The sequence below is a fragment of the Solimicrobium silvestre genome, from assembly GCF_002976435.1.
GTDB lineage: Bacteria > Pseudomonadota > Gammaproteobacteria > Burkholderiales > Burkholderiaceae_D > Solimicrobium > Solimicrobium silvestre.
In genome coordinates, this window is sequence record NZ_PUGF01000001.1 from 427,045 (window position 1) to 441,862 (window position 14,818).

Annotated in this window: 9 protein-coding genes; 1 reads left to right on the forward strand and 8 read right to left on the reverse strand. The window is 50.8% G+C overall.

Annotation, left to right across the window (positions count from 1 at the left end; translation table 11 throughout):
* Positions 1–52: 52 nt before the first annotated feature.
* The 8 genes from S2091_RS01830 to S2091_RS01865 all read right to left on the reverse strand — a co-directional run bounded on the left by S2091_RS01830 (position 53) and on the right by S2091_RS01865 (position 13,516).
* A complete protein-coding gene (locus tag S2091_RS01830; RefSeq protein WP_105530055.1) occupies positions 53–3,610 on the reverse strand; it encodes a response regulator in 3,558 nt (1,185 codons plus the stop codon).
* On the reverse strand, positions 3,607–4,683 hold the full coding sequence (cheB, locus tag S2091_RS01835) for a chemotaxis-specific protein-glutamate methyltransferase CheB (RefSeq protein WP_105530056.1): 1,077 nt from the start codon (positions 4,681–4,683) through the stop codon (positions 3,607–3,609). The genes S2091_RS01830 and cheB overlap by 4 nt, the downstream gene beginning before the upstream one ends.
* Positions 4,680–6,752, reverse strand: a complete 2,073-nt coding sequence (locus S2091_RS01840; RefSeq protein ID WP_105530057.1) for a hybrid sensor histidine kinase/response regulator — start codon at positions 6,750–6,752, stop codon at positions 4,680–4,682. The genes cheB and S2091_RS01840 overlap by 4 nt, the downstream gene beginning before the upstream one ends.
* A gap of 11 nt (positions 6,753–6,763) precedes the next feature.
* Positions 6,764–8,233, reverse strand: coding sequence for a CHASE3 domain-containing protein (locus tag S2091_RS01845; protein ID WP_105530058.1), 1,470 nt, complete (start codon positions 8,231–8,233; stop codon positions 6,764–6,766).
* Positions 8,230–8,817 carry a chemotaxis protein CheW gene (locus tag S2091_RS01850; RefSeq protein ID WP_105530059.1) on the reverse strand — a complete coding sequence of 196 codons (588 nt, stop codon included), beginning with the start codon at positions 8,815–8,817 and terminating at the stop codon, positions 8,230–8,232. The genes S2091_RS01845 and S2091_RS01850 overlap by 4 nt, the downstream gene beginning before the upstream one ends.
* The gene (locus S2091_RS01855) at positions 8,814–10,328 is read right to left on the reverse strand and encodes a CheR family methyltransferase (protein ID WP_105530060.1); all 1,515 of its coding nucleotides are present in this window, start codon (positions 10,326–10,328) and stop codon (positions 8,814–8,816) included. Before S2091_RS01855 ends, S2091_RS01850 begins: the two co-directional genes overlap by 4 nt.
* Positions 10,325–10,795, reverse strand: coding sequence for a chemotaxis protein CheW (locus S2091_RS01860; RefSeq protein ID WP_105530061.1), 471 nt, complete (start codon positions 10,793–10,795; stop codon positions 10,325–10,327). Before S2091_RS01860 ends, S2091_RS01855 begins: the two co-directional genes overlap by 4 nt.
* Before the next feature lie 84 nt (positions 10,796–10,879).
* Positions 10,880–13,516, reverse strand: a complete 2,637-nt coding sequence (locus S2091_RS01865) for an EAL domain-containing protein (RefSeq protein WP_341476982.1) — start codon at positions 13,514–13,516, stop codon at positions 10,880–10,882.
* Between the two features lie 685 nt (positions 13,517–14,201).
* Between S2091_RS01865 and S2091_RS01870 the strand changes: the two genes are divergently transcribed.
* Positions 14,202–14,507, forward strand: coding sequence for a hypothetical protein (locus S2091_RS01870; protein ID WP_105530063.1), 306 nt, complete (start codon positions 14,202–14,204; stop codon positions 14,505–14,507).
* Positions 14,508–14,818 lie beyond the last annotated feature (311 nt).

The following is a 14,818-nucleotide window of genomic DNA, read 5'->3' on the forward strand; positions in this document are numbered from 1 at the left end:
AAATTTAAATTTAGGAAATGAAATTACCTTCATAAAACAGATATTTTCCCATCTATTCCCTTACCCCAAGCTGCGGGTTATCAATCAAACGACGCACCAACGCCTCCGCACCGCGGAAATCAAAGCTATCGATCCGTGCCTCCAATTGAGCGATAAAATCAGGGATTAATAGGGCTTTCATGGATGCGACAAGCCGGTTTGCATTATCTGGTGCGTCACTGTCAAGCGCCTGTAGCAATTCCGGCAGTATTTGGTGTAACGGTTTAACGTTGGCAGCCACCAAGTCACTAGTCGCCTCTTCTTCCGCTTGCGCGGCGAACTTTGCAACAGAGGAAAAAGCAATGGCCAAAGCCGATCGCAGCTGCCTCAATCCATCGCTCAAGCCGGTAGAAAGTTCAATCGCTTCAACCTCAGCAGCCAACCGGGCAACATCGAACAGTGCCATATTGCCTGCGGCTCCTTTGAGCTTATGCAAGAGTGCCTGAGCAGTTTCATGATTGCCGCTAGCAAAATAACTGTCGAGCAAATCGCTGGAGTCGGCAAAGTCACTACAAAATTTGACCAAAAATTTGCGATACATCGCCACATCGCGCCAGACACTCAAGCCCTTTTCCACTTCAATGCCGGGAAGATTCCCGAAGTCCGTGGCAGTACCTGACCCGCGCTGCGCAGCTCCTTTCAGCAGCGGTTGGCAATAGGTCAACCGCTGTATTGTGGTGACCAACTCTTCAACGTTGAATGGCTTGCTCACAAATGCGTTCATGCCCGCCGTGAGCGCGTCATCCTGCTGCGCTTTAAATGCACCGGCCGTCAGCGCAACGATCGGTAGGTCGGCAAATTGCGGCAATGAGCGCAATTGGCGCGTGGCCTCGTAGCCGTCCATCACCGGCATCTGCACATCCATTAACACAATGTCGACCACATTCTGACTGCTACATAACCATTCGAGTGCGTCTTTGCCGTTATTTGCAAGACTCACAATGGCACCGTCCGTCGTGACAATCCGCATCGCTACTTCGCGATTGATTTCACTGTCGTCAACGATCAATATGCGCACACCGGGTATGCGTTTTATATTGCGTTCCTCAGATTTAGAAAGCCCCCCGGCAATGCGGCGCAGCGCCTCTGCGACGGAGTTGTAGAGCGTGGAACTAGTGACAGGCTTACATAAAATGCCGTCTACGGCATCGACATCCGGTTGGCGCAGCAATTCGTCGCGTGAAAAAGCCGCCACCATTAGCACAATCGCCGTTGGCTCATCGCTGAACTCTTCGCGCATCTTCAGTGCCGTTGTCAGCCCATCCATTCCCGGCATTTTCCAATCGACCAGAAGCACGTTGTAGTTCGCGTTAAGTTCATGCTTGGCACGTATCTTCTGAAGAGCAATCTCGCCCGATTCGGCTTTGGTGACATTCCAGCCGATTGACCTGGCGATGAGTCTCAAATTATTCAGCGCAATTTCATTGTCGTCGACAATCAGCACGTCAAGGGTGAGCATTTCAGGCGGCGCAAACTCCGTCATCGAGCTCCACTCAAACGGAACCGTAAACCAGAACTCGCTGCCTTTTCCCGGCTCGCTGACCACGCCGATTTCACCGCCCATATTTTTAACCAAATGCCGACAAATGGTCAGCCCCAATCCGGTACCGCCGAAGCGTCGCGTTGTCGACGCGTCGGCTTGGGAGAAAGCCGCAAAAATCTGGGATTGTTGTTCAACGGGGATGCCGATACCGGAATCGGTGACTGAAAAGCGCATCGTTGCCACCTTGTCGGTTTTCTCCAACAGATTGATGCCAACTCGAATTGCGCCATGTTCGGAAAATTTGATCGCATTGCCAGTCAAATTAATCAGGACCTGCTCTATCCGCAACGCATCGCCATATAGCTGACCACCGATATCCGGTGGCGGAGAAATGACCAGTTCAAGATCTTTGTGCCCTGCATTGGCAGCCATGATGTCCGACAAATTGTCGAAAATATCGTTGATACGCAATGGAGCCCGTTCGATTTCCAACCGCCCCGCTTCGATCTTGGAAAAGTCGAGAATGTCGTTGATGATTGATTGCAGCGTGCGCCCTGCGTTACGTATCTTCCTGACGAGATCCGCTGAATCCCCATCCAGTTGGCGTTGATCGAGCAAATAAGCGAAGCCTAGTATGGCATTCATTGGGGTACGAATTTCATGGCTCATGTTCGACACGAATTCCGACTTGAGACGGTTTGCCTCCTGCAATTGCTGATTCCGCTCCTCAATTTCTTGCTGCCCCTGACGCAATAGATCAACCGCCGTTTCCAAATCCTGATTTTTTCGCTCCAGCACGGCCAACAATTCGGCCCGACTTTCCGCCAACGAACGTGCTGCGCGCGCCTCTGTTGCTTCGAGTTCCTTGCTCATCAATTCCAGACGAATGCGCCGACTCTCCTCTTCAAATTGTTTGCGGCGTAGTTGCGCACGCACGCGTGCCTTCAACACATCCATTTCACTCGATTTCAACACATAATCATCGGCGCCGGTACTCAACCCTTCGATCATTGCTTCACGGTCTTCCATCGCGGTCAACATGATGAGAGGAATATCACGCGTCGTAGCAGATGCTTTGATCCGGCGACAGGTCTCGGTGCCGTCAATACCCGGCATGAGACGGTCAAGCAAAATACAATCAACGGTCTGCACTGCCAGCATATCAAGCGCCTCCTCTCCGGAGTGCGCCAAAATCACGTCATAACCCTCTCCATTTAACGTGTCGTTAAGCTCATGTAAATAGGTCAAACTGTCATCAACTGCCAGGATCCGCTTCGGGCCTTGCAGGCTGACAGTTTCATGCCTGGCCTCGACCTTGCCGACATTGCGCAAGACCGCTGTGACACGGGCCAGTATCATTTCCAAATCTTCTTCTTTGCGCACAAAGGCATCTGCCCCCGAGTCAAGCGCACGCAGTTCGGCGTCGAAGGACTCAGAGCCGGTCAGCATAATGCATGGCGTGTGGCGCAAAGCGGCGTCCAGGCGTAACTTCCGCACCACCGTTGGTCCATCGATACCAGGCAAGACACCGTCAATGACAATGGCGGCAGGGCGATTTATCGCGGCGCTGCGCAACCCTTCTTCACCTGACTCGGCGCACAGCACATCAAACCCTTGTTCACGCAACAAATCACCGAAGCGTTCGCGAAAGGTCGCGCTGTCGTCAATCACCAACACCAACGCTTTCTCTCCGACTTGCTCGCGTTTTCTCTCCGGCCGCTTCGTTCCTAGCAACTCACGCGCACGCGCCATCACATGATCCCGGTCATATGGCTTGCCGATATATTCGCTTGATCCGGTCAAAAGGCCACGGATACGATCCTTGACCTCTGCCTCGCTCGACAACATCAGAACCGGAATATCAGCGCCAGCCGGGGTTGCACGAAATTCCCTTAATAGATCAATGCCATCACCGTCCGGCAACAACACATCCAAGACCACCAGGCCAATCTCTTGCGTTCCAAACGTCGCACGTGCTTGCGCAGCACTCGCGCAGCAGATGGTCGGCAAACCTTCTGCAGTAAATGCTTCTTCCAGATCGGCACGCACGGTCAGGCTGTCATCCACAATCATGATTACTTTACTCATGGCGCGATCCTCCCCAACGTCGCCAACGCCGGTCCGATTTCAGACAACGGCAACACGCGTTGTGCAGCGCCCAGCAATGCTGCTTCGCGTGGCATTCCATACACCACACAAGACGCTTCATCTTGTGCGATGGTGATTCCTCCAGCCTGGTGCAACGCAAGCAGGCCACGCGCACCATCTTGCCCCATGCCTGTCAACAGGCAGGCCACCGCGCTTGCTCCATAATCAAGTGCGACCGATTCAAACAGTACATCGACCGATGGCCGACATGAATAGCGCTCCGGGTCATTGGTAATATGCAACCTGCGGTCACGCACGATCAGATGATGCTCTGCCGGGGCGATAAAAACACCGGGCTTATTCAATAACTGCCCTTCCGACGCGATGCGAACCTTATGGGGAGTCTGCGCATCTAGCCACTCTGCAAACGCCGTTTCAAACGGTTCGCTGATATGGATCACGATTAATACCGGCAAAGGAAAATCCGCTGGTAATGCACGTAAAACATTAACTAACGCGCTAGGCCCTCCGGTAGATGCGCCAATCGCAACTAATCGCATCGCGCACGGCATCCGTGGCTGACTAGCGAGAGTTGGAATAAAAACTGGAACTGGAGCTAGTGCAGGAGCTGGCTCTTGAAGAGCCCCCTTCCGCCCGCGTAAATGCGTCACCACCTTAACGCGTGCCACCAGTTTAAGCATCGCAATGTAACGCCGCTCCCACTCTCCCTCACCATCTTGATCCGTTGGTTTTTCCATCAATTCGACAGCACCGGCAGCCAAGGCTTCATAGGTCTTGAATATCTCGCCACGGTTAAATGACGAAGAAACTATCAGGATAGGTGTCGGGCAGTAAGCCATGATGTATTCGGTTGCTGCCAGCCCGCTCATCACCGGCAACATCATATCCAGTGAAATGACATCAGGCCGCAACGCCATACATAGCTCAATACCCTGTTTACCATCCTCTGCCTCACCCACCAAAATGATGTCCGGATCCATGCTGAGCACCTCGCACAGGCGTTTGCGCACAGTCAATGAATCTTCCACCACGAGAACACGCAGCCGGCTCATCGTTGCACCAACTCGGTAACACGTTCAAGAAATTCGACCTGGTCGAATTCGCCCTTGACGATATAAGCGCGGGCTCCACATTCCTTGCCTCGCCGTCGATCCTCAGCGGAATTACATGAAGTCACGAGTATGCTTGGCACTTCGCGCAACAAGGGATCGGCCTGCGTGTGTTTGACAAAACTAAAACCATCCATACCCGGCATTTCGACATCAACCAAAAATAAGGCATAGCTGCCACGCCGCGCCATGTCCAACCCGTCTTCGGCACATGCAGCCATTTCCACGACGAATCCAGCCGACTCCAATATGCTGCACTCCAGCATGCGCGTGGTGAGGGAATCGTCGATGATCAAAATCGGCGCAGAAGACATCTGCGACGAGCCGCTCCGGGGCAAAGAATCGCCTTCGGTATTAGCATTGCCAGACCCGCGCTGCGCAACCAACGTATCAGGGTTCAATACCATCCGTGGATTACCTTCCTCGTCAAGGTACACGCCCAACACTATGGGGTCTGCCGGACATGAAGGCGGTAGCGCACGTAATACAACGGTATCCATCCCGCATAAGCGCTCAACGGCCACCGCAAATAGTGCGTCGCCCGTTGCCACCACAACAGCTGTCAGAGCACGCGAAGCAAAATTCGATTTCGAGCGTACAGCTTTTTGTGGGTTGCCAAGGTACAACGGTGCAAATGGAATTTGCTTTCCTTCATACAGAACAAATTCGCCATCCGGCGCATGCACTATTTCTTCAGACGCAATACGCAACGTGCAACGCACCGAATCAAGTGGTAATGCGGCGACATACCCAACATTCTCCACAATCAACACATCAAGCGCCGCCAGTGACAGCGGCACCGATAATTCAATAGCGGTGCCATGTCCCGATTCGGTCCGCGCAACGACTTCACCATCTAACCCCTGCATGGCTTCACGTACCAGATCAAGACCAATACCGCGGCCGGAGATTTCTGTAACAACACTGGTCGTCGAAATACCGCCTTTAAGCAGCAATGCCATCAATGCGCCGGCATCCAATTTTTCCGTATCGATCGGTGAGATTCCTTTCTTGTATAACGCACGCCGCACCGCATCAAGATCTACACCCGCGCCGTCGTCTTTACAACGGAACCAGGCGCGATAACCACGTCGTTCAACTTCCAGGGTAATTCGACCGATGGCTGGCTTGCCAAGCGCGCTGCGTAGGGCTTTCATCTCAATACCGTGCGCCACGGCATTGCGTACCAATTGAATCAGCGCACTTTGCACCGTATCCAAAATGGTTCCTTCAATGCGTACATCGCCGCCGCTGGCCTGAAATTCCACCTGCTTGCCGGTAATATTGGCAGCGTCGCGCGCTGTGCGTTCCAGTGTATTAAAAATACTGGCGATCGGTACCAATCTCAATCGCTCGGCGGCGTCACGTGCCTCGCGCAATTCACGGTCAATACGCAGAATTCCCGCCGACATATTACGTTCAAGCGTAGCCAGCAAAGAGCACATTTCTTCCGATGCGGCATTCAATTTAGCTTGAGGTATTGCATGCTGCACGGAAATTTGCGAAGCCAGATTGCGGATACGTTCCATCGAGTCAATCGCCCGTCGCACGCCGCCCAATTCATTACCAATCTCGCCCAAACCCTCCAGCAACATATCGACTTCGATCAAGTCGGCACGCACTACACGTACCGCAGAAATCGCAGGTATTGCGGCGCTATCCGGCACCAACGCCGACGCTGACGCGTCAGGATTATTGGGCGTTGGGAGCTGCGCAAGCCTTGCGGCAATCGCATCGAGCGCCGCAAGAACGCTGTCAACGTGCTCACGCGGAAAAGCTTGCGCTCCGTCACGATACGGTGTCAGCGTATCTTCCAGCCCATGCGCAAGATCGGCAATCTCCGATTGCTTCACGACGCGGGCTGCTCCTTTCAAGGTATGCGCCAGACGTAACAGCCGCATGACCAACTCAGCGCCGAAGCTGCCTTTTTCCAGGTCGAGCACGTTCTTGGCGAGCTGGTCCAACAACTCGCTCGCCTCAATTCTAAAATAACGGTAGGGATCTTTAGTCATAGTTCACGTCACTAAATAGCTTGCGGCTGAATCAAGCGCCGCAAATCAAGCGCCAAGCCAGCCAGTTGCGTGGCGGTTTGCAGAGTTTGCGATGAACTTGTTTCAGTCTCCTGAGTCGCCTGGGCGACGTCGGTTACAGCAATACGCACCTGCTCTGCGGCAGTTGCCTGTTGTTTGGTCGAAAGCTCGATTTCACGCGCAGCTTCGGTAGTGGTACCAACCAGGCTCGCAATTTGCTTAAATGCGACCGCTACTTCGGTGAATTGGCGTGCTCCGGCATCAACCGCTTTTGCGCCACTCTCGGTTGCCATCACGGTCGTATTCACAGCACTACGTACATCTTCTACTTGCGTGCGAATACCCTTGGTCGAATTTGCCACGCGGTCCGCCAGTTTGCGGATTTCTTCTGCCACAACGGAGAAGCGCTTGCCCGCTTCACCTGCTCCGGTCGCCTCAATGGTTGCGTTGATGGCGAGAATATTGGTCTGCTCAGCCAGCTCGGACACAATATCAAGCACCGCGCCAATTTCTTGCGATTTTCGCCCCAAATCCAACATGTGATTAACCACCTGATCAATCTGCCGCCGAACGCCAGAAATGGCGTCCTGTCCTTTGTCCACAGTGCCTTCGCCGGCACGTGCCGCGCCGGCGGTCTGTTCAGCGATCTGCGCTACACGTTGCGCACTCTCTGCAATCTGGCGCGATGTCACACCCAATTCACTGATGGTGGTGCTGATCTCATTCATGGCACTGGCCTGCTCTTTGGCACCGGATGCCTGCTGGGTTGCCGCTGCCTGCAATTCCGTCGATGAACTCTGCACATGGCCGACTGCGGCACCAAGTTGCGTCGCCAGTGATCGGGTAATCATAAAAGCAGTGATTACGACAAACACCAGACAGATCAAGGTACCGACAAGAATAGTTACCTTAGCGGTGTTCACGGTTGATTCCGCCTCGGCAGCGCGTTTTTCCAGTAAATTACGTTCCTCCTGACTCAACTGCTCGGACACCTTACGCAGATTGTCCATGTATATTTTTCCCTCATTGGTGAGCACAAGTTTCAACACGTCGTCGGAACGGCCGGCTTTTTTCAACATAATGGTGCGACCCAACTCATCAAACTTGGAGGCAGTCAGCGACTCCATTTGATCAACCAACCTTTGCTGGTTGGAACTATCTACGGTCAAGGAACGCAATTCATTGAGCAATTTCGGAGCTGCAGCAACCGCCGTTGTGTATGGTTCAAGATAAGCCAGATCTCCCGTCAGCAAATAACCTCGCTGCCCGGTTTCGGCATCCTTCATATTGCTGAGGTATGTTGATATTTGTTCGATGACTTTATGTGTATGAGTCACCGAATAACTGGTGTCGATCAATGCATACGTACTCCAATATCCGACGATGCCGACAATAATCAAAAAAATGGAAGACACGGTAAAACCGAATGCAACTTTTCTTCCAAAAGTCCAGTTTCTATTCATGATTCTTTTCTCCTTTGTTGAAGGGACAAATTCAATGACCGCTGTTTCGGCTCAAGTATTGGTGCAAGCAGTGATTGCAAATGAATAATTGGTCGGATTGCGTCGTCGGCACGCACGGCATCGTACCGATGAACGCGAGCATTATCTGGTATTGACACGGCTAACTGGGGTGCTGAAATGATGCTGCCCGGCTCCGCAGAGAAGTGGACTTCGAAGTGCTCAAAAGCCAGCGCCACCGGTTCACCCAAGCGTATCAATATCAACCAGCGCGGAGGTGTTTTGCACTTATAACCAAGTAGCGCGGCAAGATCATAGACTGGTGCAATCAAGCCACGGAATCCGGCCACGCCAAGTAAGGCTGGAACGGGCGATGGCATCGGCATGATACGGCGATCGGCATGCAGTCCGGCGATGTCGCTTACTCGAATTGCAAACGCATCGTCTCCGAGGCGAATACCCAAAAAGTTCAGAAGAGCCTCTTTTTGCACATGCGGTGCCTGCGCAAATCCAAGATCAAACTCGCGGCGCATGGCGAGCGCATCTGCACTCTTTGACGGTGAATTTGAGCGATAAGCTTGATTCATTTATTTTCTCCCAGAGCCGCTAGTTCTGCACGACACAAGGCTAATAACGCCTCGCGCTTGAATCCACCACCAAACAGCAATACCCGCGATGCATCCTCGTGCTGCAACAATAACAAAGCCAGCCCCAAATCCTTGCGTGCACTGTCATGTTCGCCCTGGCGGCGCGACACCAATCCTAGGTGCAGCCGTGGCATCGCAAACTTAGGATCAAGGTAAGTAGCAGTCTGGTCGTGTTCAACAGCACCATCAAGATCTCCAGCGCCTTCCCGGCACAGCGCCAGCACGTAATGTGCGCCCGCATTGAACTCATCACACTTCAGCAATTCTTCACATACCACTTCTGCTTCCGCCAGTGCGCCGCTATGAATAAGCGAAACAGCCTTTAGCAGTAATACATCAGGATCATGCGCATGCTGAACCGGCAAATTGCCAATCTGATCTAGCGAACGATCATAGCGTTCGCTGTGCAAACTTTCGAGTACACGATGCAAATCGGGCATCGGGCGATCGCCGACATAAATTGCGTTATCAAACATCGCCACCTCTACAGCAGGAGTCAATGCCTGAATGCGATCTGAGGCGCGTTGAATCGCCTCTATCCAGCTAGTGTCAGCGGATAACGATGCCGCCGGTTTCCAGCGAACCCTAGGTTGCAATTGAGGAAGCCGAACATGCGATGAAACAATGTGCTCTTTTCGCTGGTAATAAAAAGTGTCATGGGAGTGACGAAGATGAAAATCGTTTGAAATACCGCGCAAGGTTTCTGCGTGACCAAGGAACAAGTATCCGCCTGGTGCCATGGCCCGCGCAATACGATCCACGGCAGCCTGTGCCTGATCATTACTGAAGTACATCAGCACGTTGCGGCAAAACACAACATCGAATCGCGCTGGCGACCAGAAGTCGGCGCCGTCTTGGGTCAAATTACGCGACTCGAAAACTACCGATTTTCGAATCGCATCGTTCAGGTTAAAGGCATCGCCACCAACCTTGAACCAGCGTTTCTTCAATTCGTCGGACAGATCGCGCAATGACCAATTTGAATAGCGTGCCTGCGCGGCTTTTTGCAGCATTGCCGGATTCAAGTCAAATGCAGTGATTGAGATACGATCCGCCGCATAGGAACAATGCTCGCGTACGGTAATCGCCAAGGAATACGGCTCTTCACCAGAGGCGCAGCCAGCCGACAATACCTCGATATTGCGATTACCGTCATGCACGGCAAGACGTTCTGGCAGTGCGACTTCGGCGAACGCATTGAATTGATCGATGTTACGTAGAAAATACGTCTCCGTTACCGTGAGTTCACGTGCCAACAGGCGTATTTCCTCGCTCGAACGAGTGTCAAGACTATCAATGTATGGGGTATGCTCCATGCCATTGGCAAGCATGCGACTATGCAAAACCTTGGCAAGTATGTCGAATTTTGATTCGTCAAAATTTAGCCCCATCAGTTCAACAATTTTGGTGCGAAAGCGCGAGATTTCCTGTGCACTGGGAAGTAGCATCATGTCGACATTCCTCGCGCATCCAGAACCTGCCAAACGGATTCCGGAATAACACGCGATGCCTCCAGCACCAGAAATAAGTTGGAATCCAACGTCCCGATCGCCGCCACAATACTCCTATCGGCTTCACCTAACAGCGGCGGAAGACCATCAATTACATCAGCCGCAAGCTGGCTCACGCCGACCACGCTACCGACCGCAAAGGCAACCAGACGATTGCCAAGCCGTACTGTCACATAGCGTGTTACTCCCGTGTCAGTTGCCCCACCCAACAACCCAGCTAAATTCACCACCGGCACCGCCACGCCACGTATGATCGACACGCCGAACATAAACGGCAGCATGTCAGGAAAAACTTCAACAGGAAGCGCACGCATCGTTTCCGCAACGTGCTCTAGCGGAAATCCGCATGACTGCACGCCGCTGCGGCAAATCAAAAATGGACTAAATAAAGCAATGCTACTGGTCATTGTTACCTCCGAATTTACTTGCAGAGTAATTAAATGGTCTACGTTTTCCGTTCGTCGCTGTTCATCTTCATGCGCTTTACCTATCTACGCCATTGGCCTATACCTTCTGAATGCATCCAGAATATTTTGCCTGATCAGTTCGTCATCCCACGGCTTGGTCAAAAAGCGATAAATTTCACCGCTATTAATCGCTTCCAGCACAGATTGCAATTCCGTATAGCCAGTTAAAATAATGCGCATGGTATCCGGGTACAACTTTGCAGTAATTGAAAAAAATTCAGCGCCCGTCATCTCGGACATCAGTTGTTCACACAAAATAACTTGGACTGGATTGGTCGCTAAAACTTCCAGCGCTTCGCGCCCGCCCAACGCCGTTAAAATGCGATACCCCTGCCCGCGCAAAGTACGTGTCAACGCGGAAAGGATGAAGGAGTCGCTATCAACCAACAGCAGAGTCTGATCCTGGGTATCCACCGATGGCTCAATATGCTTTCTGGTGTGCAGCATCATCCCGAACTCATCTGCCGTTACTGGAGGGCTGAAGAAATAGCCTTGGATCTGATCGCAGTGTCTGGCACGCAAAAATTTGAGCTGTGCCTCGGTCTCAACTCCTTCGGCGACAACATTCATGTGTAAATTGTGAGCCATGGCGATGATCGCCAAGGCGATGGCCGCATCTTCCGGATTGCGGGTGATGTCGGTCACGAAGGCGCGATCTATCTTTACGGTATCAAAAGGGAAACGCTTCAAGTACGCAAGTGAAGAATAGCCTGTGCCGAAGTCATCCAGAGACAGATGTAATCCATGCTGATGAAACGAGCGCATGATTGTTTCCGCCTCCTGCAAATTTTGCATAACCAATGACTCGGTCAGTTCCAATTCCAGCTCATTCGGTTCCAGCTTATATTCGGACAAGGCATCCCGCACAATCTGTAAAACGTTACCTTGCCTGAATTGCAGTGCCGACAAATTCAAGGCGACTGGCACAATAGGAATTCGGTCACGTTTCCATGTGGCCTGCTGGGCACATACCGCCTGAATTACCCAAGTACCGATTGGAACAATCAGCCCGGTTTCTTCCGCTAACGGAATAAATTCGACGGGAGGCACCATACCGCGCTCAGGGTGTTTCCAACGAATTAAGGCTTCCGCGCCGACGATTTTGCCCGTATCTAAATCCACCTTGGGCTGGTAATACATCACAAACTGATTGTTATCCAAAGCGAGTTTGAGCATGTTCTCCAGTTCGATTTTTTCGGCGATTTTTGCGTTATGTTCCGGCGAATAATACGAATACAACGACTTGGTAAATTTGGCTTGCTTAAGTGCCGTTTCCGCGTTCTTGAATAATGCTTCCGTATTTTCAGCATCAGTCGGGTAAATCGCAATCCCGAGTCGCGGCGATACGGTAAAGCTTTTCCCATCAATATTGAATGGCTTGGCTAACATGATCAGAATCTGATCGCACAATTTGGTGACATCGCCGCTGTTTGCTTCGACGCCTAGTAACGCAAAATTATCTGCGCCGATGCGTGCAGCACTACAGGAATGCAACGATCCTTCGTCGAGATATTGGGCTACGGTGATGAGCACTTTATCGCCGATATGGCGTCCATATGTGTCGTTCAATTCTTTGAATCGATTCAGGTTGAGAATAATGACAAAAACTTTGCTTTTCTCGAACCATGCAGATTGGATCAATTGATCGAGTCGATCCAGGAACAGCGTCGTATTCGGCAATCCGGTCAGCTCATCGTAGTAGGCAAGAAAACTAGCCCGTTTCCCGTTTTCAATCGCTTGCAAGGCGAATGAAATATCGCCTGCTAATTCGCTCAACAGCTTGATTTCCTCTTCATCAAAACAATTTAACTCACGCGCATAAAGAACCACGACGCCAGCAATTTTGTTGTTGCCAGTCAGCGGCAGAGCAATGAGGGAAAGGTAGCCCCGGCTTAACGCGTCGCGGCATGTTGCGCTGGTTGAAGTCGCGCTTCGGACGTCATTAAAGATACAGGTCTGGCCTGTTTTCAGAACCTGGCTAGAAATCTCTATACTGTCGGGTGACTTGCCTACTGACGGTTGCAATGTGGCGATCAACTGATCCGACTCAATGCCCTGGCTGGCAGCAATACTCAACGCCGCATTATCCTGCGCCAAACCTATCCATGCGATACCAAATCCGCCGTGATCAACCGCAATGCGGCATGCTTCCTCCATCAATGCATGTGATTCACGAATACGTACAATCGCCGAATTAGTTCCACTCAACACCGCCAATATGCGGCTTAAACGTGCTGTCTTGGTGCGTTCAATTTCAAGCTGTTTAACGTAAAGTTCAAGCGTCGTGGCGCGCACCAATGACAAATGGGTTGCCACGCGTGCGCGCACAATAGCGGGCGAAACCGGCTTGATGATGTAATCAACACCACCACACAAAAATCCGGTGGTTTCGTCACCAACATCACTTAGAGCGGAAATGAAGATCACTGGCGTATTCTCGGTGAGCGGGTCAGCCTTGATCATCTTGCAAACGGTGTAGCCATCCATGTCTGGCATTTGAACATCCAGGAGGATTAATGCCGGTAGATGTTTTTTTACAGCAGCCAAACCTTCAGTGCCGTTACGTGCGAAAACCAGAGAATAGTCATTCCCGAGGATTTGCTTTAAGGTCGCCAAATTACTTGGCTCATCGTCGATGATGAGAATCGTGATGGTATTTATAAATTACTCCCTCAAATTAATTGCCATTGAGGATGCAAATTGGCAAACTAAGGTTTTCGCGCCCCGAAAATCGAAACTCTTGAGTTGCCTCAGCAGCTCATCGCGCGAATAGGAAGTGATCATTAGTACAATCCGTCTTTAAATGCTTAACATAGTGCTATTGCCTTATTCAGGCCGCCCAAGCAATTTCCAATCGACAAAAAACACCGCATAGTGACCCTGAACAGAAATTCACCCGCCGAGCCAGATCGCTTTATCCATTCTAGTAGCTGATTTAATAAAGGGAAGCACCTGTTCATCAAATTTATCAAATCATGATGCAGTGCAATGGTGTTGCTGATATTTCATCCTTATATAAAAATTACCCAGTAATCACATGCCAATTATGCAAACACAGTTTAAAGATTAAATTAGCTAGATTTTTTGAATACTCTAGCTGTGCACAGTCCTGTAAAGTTTCTTAGAGTCTATACAGGCATCGGAATATTGCTATGCCCTAAATAGGGCATTTGCATCGGATTTTGTTAAATGTTGGTTGGATTTAATTGGCAAATAATTACAATTTTTACGACATGCGATATCTTTAAGGCATATATCTTTTAAGGCTCGTTTTTTCAAACGTTGGATTTTAATATTTTGCGACTGAGCTGGCGCTCGACGAGCAAATGATTAAATTACCGTTATCATGACCAGCATCGATCAGCAACACACACAACAACTTCGTCCACTTATCACTCACCTCGCCGTCGACACGATTGACGCCTATACACAGGCTCGTGACATCGTCAGAGATTTTTCGGCTATTTTTGAAGTACTCGATCATCTTGCCCTGACAGATTTTTCCAATGAGCGCATTGCACCCATCTTATTCCGAGCAGGATTTTGTCACGCGACGGAACGGCTCAAATTCATTGACGAAAGAATCACCGACGCTTATAAGACGCTTGATGATCTGAAGACGGACAGCAGTCACACTTTCCATGCCAAATAGTGATGTAAATTAAAACCTAGGTTCACTTAGTGTTGGTTTCCATGAATTCGCTAAGACGTGAGCTTGCAGTTGCTTTTACGTTGGCGTTGCTTTTTATTCTGGCGTAGCTGGATGGATTGATGCATCAAACAGATTGAATAAATGAATATTTAATCAGGTTGATGCATCACACATCTTCAGTTAGTTGCGGTCATTCAATAGCCTGATTAAACAAGTCGAAAGATCAACTCAATGCATTCCACTGGTCACTAATAATCATGCGCAAATTGTTAGAGATCATCGCACTGCAATGTTAACTTGATGGCTATTGC